Source organism: Vibrio sagamiensis NBRC 104589 (genome assembly GCF_007990935.1).
Classification (GTDB): domain Bacteria; phylum Pseudomonadota; class Gammaproteobacteria; order Enterobacterales; family Vibrionaceae; genus Vibrio; species Vibrio sagamiensis.
In genome coordinates this window covers 1-3,638 of the sequence record NZ_BJXJ01000088.1, presented here as the reverse complement: position 1 = coordinate 3,638, position 3,638 = coordinate 1, and the positions used below count along the sequence as shown (strand labels likewise).

Genomic DNA, 3,638 nt, shown 5'->3' with positions numbered 1-3,638 from the left:
AAAATTAATATCTAGTTTTATGTAGCCTGATAGGTCTTTATCCGGTGTATGTACGGGGCATGTTGCTAAATTTGATAAATAGACGTCATCCGTTGGTTTCATAAAATAATATACTTGTTGTAAGTCACAGTTACCAACAGTCATGCCCGCGGACTGAAGATCTGCACGTTGTTTAAAAAGGTGAGGTGCTGAATCTAAAAGATATTCAGGTCTAATAGTGCGAACTTTTCCTTCGTAAAAATTAACGAATTCTTTACCTGCTTTATAAAGTTGATCGGAAGTATCGTAAGAAATTTGTAGATTCCAATAAGCTAATTTTGAGTTATCTGATGGATGCTCTCCTGGTTTTGAGTAAAAGCATTGTATCTGGCTGTGTGGTATTTTAACCTCATCATCAGGTACATCAGTTTTTTGTACCATGGTGTGAATGCCACAACGATGTAAGGTAAAACCTTTTTCTGCCATTTTATCCTGAACTTGATGTTCAGATTCATATTTAGTGTGAACACCTTCAGGAGAAGTACTTGAAATATCTTCTTCAGTATCTTCTTGAGCGTGAACAGGAATTTGAGTGGCTGCCATAATAATAAATGCAGATGTTATTTTATTCATGATTTTTAAATACTCCTAAGTAAGGTCCATAGGAAAATTAACCTAGCATATTACTATAACAAAAATCTTAATATCCTAAATTGTGATATTTACCCACATATAGTCACATAAAAGTAGGTTTGTTAATTAATATTATGTTTGAGCTCATTATAGATTAAACTGCCAATAAAGATTCTGGGTTTTTAATGTCTGAATTAAAATTTAAAATGCATGTTTATGATATAAGTGATATATGTTTTAATACGAATTAAAAAAGCCAAAGGTATAGCTACACAGTAACTTTTTATAATGAACCGTGACGCGTAACTGTTTGTTTTTCTATAAATAGCCCACGTAATTGTTATAGTATTACACTCTAAATAGGCCTGTATTTAAAAGGTTTTTCCTTGCCTCAACAGAATCTTTATAATCCAAGTCTGAATCGTTAAGTTTTTCTTGTATATAGTCGTAGTATTGGCTTAGCAATTCGAGCTGTTGATATAAAGTGTGACAGTCAGCTTGTACAATTGGCTGGTGATTCCAGAGAACGAAAGCATCTTTCTCTGAATCGAAGCCTACTATTGGTTTTTTTTCTTCTTGGCTAAAAATACTTACTTCAAGCAGTATGTGAAAATTCTGTGGAGTGATTTGATCTAAACTACTGAACATTAGTAATCGTCCGGTAGGGTGTTCAGTAATGTGGCATTCTTGTTCACCAACTTTTAGGCTTGTAATCTCGCTGATCTTTTTAGGAACTTCAAGACCACACTTTAGGCAGAGCATCTCGATGGCTTTTATATACTGTTTATTCATATTTATTACCTCTTTTAATGATATTAATGAAAGCAAAAGGTTTAATTTATCTATCGTTGTTGGTGATCCCTCTAGACTAAATTAATGTTAATGATTATATGGCGAAAATCATTACGGGTAGTCTTGGTGCCTTCAGTCTATTGCTTTAATTACGTCAGAATAAAGACTTAGTAACAAAAGGTAAATAAGATTTTAGCAATGTTGGTGTCTATTCTAAGCATCTATATTAATCTATAAGATTATTTATGGAAGTAGGTGAGATAAATGTAACCCTTACCCGTTATTAAAATCTTTTTTATAGATAATTTTTCATCCTTATTTGAGCAGCATTAAAAAAATTTGATGTTTTTAATTTAAATATCATATGCCGGTTAGCATGAGTATCTTTTATAAATACAATCGTTCTGCCAGTGTCAAAAAAACCACACTAATAAATGATATCTATAAACTCTAGGAAAATAACTATGAAAAAAAACATTACGTTACTTATTATCGGCACAGCCGCTTTTATCACCCATAGTGCTTGTGCATCAGTTAAGTGCCCAGAGTGGAGAGCAGAATCAGTGATATATGAAGAGGGAAAAGTGTATATCGTAATGAATGATGATTCAATTAGAGATCAAACAATGATAAACCTTTTAGAACAAGGAGAGGTACGGTTCTGCACAACACAAGTCACTGACATGAGTCATTTATTTAAAGGACGCCACTTTTTTAATGCAGATATAAGTGATTGGGATACCTCGAATGTAACAAACATGGAGCGTATGTTTGAGAACGCCACCACATTTAACCAAGATATAGGAAGCTGGGATACGTCGAATGTAACTACGATGTACGCCATGTTTTATAGTGCTAAGTCTTTCAACCAAGATATAGGCTATTGGAACACTTCTAATGTAGAAACAATGGTCGGTATGTTCAATACAGCTGAAGCTTTTAACCAAAACATTGGTAGTTGGAATACTTCAAGTGTCATCGATATGGCCGCTATGTTTCATAATGCTAAATCTTTTAATCAATATATTGGTCATTGGGACACCTCTAAAGTGACCAATATGAGTTATATGTTTGAGTTTGCAATAAATTTTAATCAATATATAGGCCATTGGGATACTTCAAATGTGAAAGATATGAGGTACATGTTTTCGAATGCATTGTCTTTTAACCAGTACATAGGTGATTTAGATACCTCTAATGTTATTGACATGACTGCAATGTTAAATGAAGCAGTAACATTTCAACAAAATCTGAACAATTTGAATGTTACAAAAGTAAAATACCACAATTGGTTTGCACCATCTCTTACCAAAGACAAATGGCCAGATTTTTTATATTGAAAAGTAAAATAAGGCAAATGAATCAAAACTGCCTTTTTATTTGGTAACTAAGAAAAAGTCGGTAATCTATAAGCCTTTGCGTTACTTTGATTTGAACAGGCTGATCAAATAAAGATATCAATGAGCATAATTGTTCAACGATACCTTTTTACTAATGCTATCATTTTAAATGTTTTTAATTATTTAATCTTAATTATGATTGCATAACTTTGTTGGCGTGAAAGGTTAAATGCTTGTTTCGATTGCATATCTAGCTGTTAACTATTCTAGAGTGTAACAAATGATTTAAAAGAAAAGGCTCTTGAAGGAGCCTTTTAATAATTAATGCTTTTTCACGCCGAAAACTAGATACAAAAACGTTCACAAGATTTAGAAGATTTCATGATGCAAGCCCGTCGGTAACGAAACGAGGTTGGTAAACTCAGGGCTTGCGTTAGTCCGTTGGTGATCATTCATTGACGTAAAGTCTCTTTAGATACAGCGATGTTGTGTTGCTCTGAAAGTTTTTCTAGAGCGAGCGTTGGTGAGAAATCAGAATAATACTTGTGAATGATCTTTAGTATTTCAACTTTAGAATCTTCAGAGTAACGTTGGTTACTTGGACGACCACGACCAGCGTGCGCGAGATTTTGAGATCCTAAAGTGGAGAGTCGATTGAGTAAACGCCGGATATGACGAACAGACACATTTAGAATTGCAGCATTAATTTGACGTAATCGCTTTTCACGGACGTCAGACAGAACCTTAAATCGATAAATATCTTTTTCACTCACCGTAATCAACATCGGTTAAAGCCTCAAAAGCTAACAATGTTGTTAATCTTAGGAGGACATTTTGAAGTGGCTAAAACCGGACATTACTAAATTGCTCCAATAGATTAGGTGCGTATTATGG

The 3,638-nt window shown here is 33.7% G+C and carries 4 protein-coding genes; 1 reads left to right on the top strand and 3 read right to left on the bottom strand.

Translation table 11 applies throughout. The features are described from left to right. Positions 1 to 612: hypothetical protein (locus VSA01S_RS19355; protein ID WP_147052771.1), on the bottom strand; the 612-nt coding region annotated here is incomplete at its 3' end. A 348-nt stretch (positions 613 to 960) separates the two neighbouring features. After that, positions 961 to 1,404: a CesT family type III secretion system chaperone gene (locus VSA01S_RS19350; protein ID WP_039983656.1), complete on the bottom strand. Its 444-nt coding sequence runs from the start codon at positions 1,402 to 1,404 to the stop codon at positions 961 to 963. 464 nt (positions 1,405 to 1,868) lie between these two features. On the opposite strand from VSA01S_RS19350, the gene VSA01S_RS19345 reads away from it, so the two are divergent. Further along, positions 1,869 to 2,744: a BspA family leucine-rich repeat surface protein gene (locus VSA01S_RS19345; RefSeq protein WP_050567491.1), complete on the top strand. Its 876-nt coding sequence runs from the start codon at positions 1,869 to 1,871 to the stop codon at positions 2,742 to 2,744. A 452-nt stretch (positions 2,745 to 3,196) separates the two neighbouring features. Here the strand turns inward: VSA01S_RS19345 and VSA01S_RS19340 are convergent, their stop codons facing one another. After that, positions 3,197 to 3,529, bottom strand: coding sequence for a transposase (locus VSA01S_RS19340; protein ID WP_050567492.1), 333 nt, complete (start codon positions 3,527 to 3,529; stop codon positions 3,197 to 3,199). Positions 3,530 to 3,638 lie beyond the last annotated feature (109 nt).

What these genes read in the sequence shown, in the direction of transcription:
- VSA01S_RS19350 (WP_039983656.1), bottom strand. Translation starts at nt 1,404, where the DNA reads ATGAATAAACAGTATATAAAAGCCATCGAGATGCTCTGCCTAAAGTGT.
- VSA01S_RS19345 (WP_050567491.1), top strand. Translation starts at nt 1,869, where the DNA reads ATGAAAAAAAACATTACGTTACTTATTATCGGCACAGCCGCTTTTATC.
- VSA01S_RS19340 (WP_050567492.1), bottom strand. Translation starts at nt 3,529, where the DNA reads ATGTTGATTACGGTGAGTGAAAAAGATATTTATCGATTTAAGGTTCTG.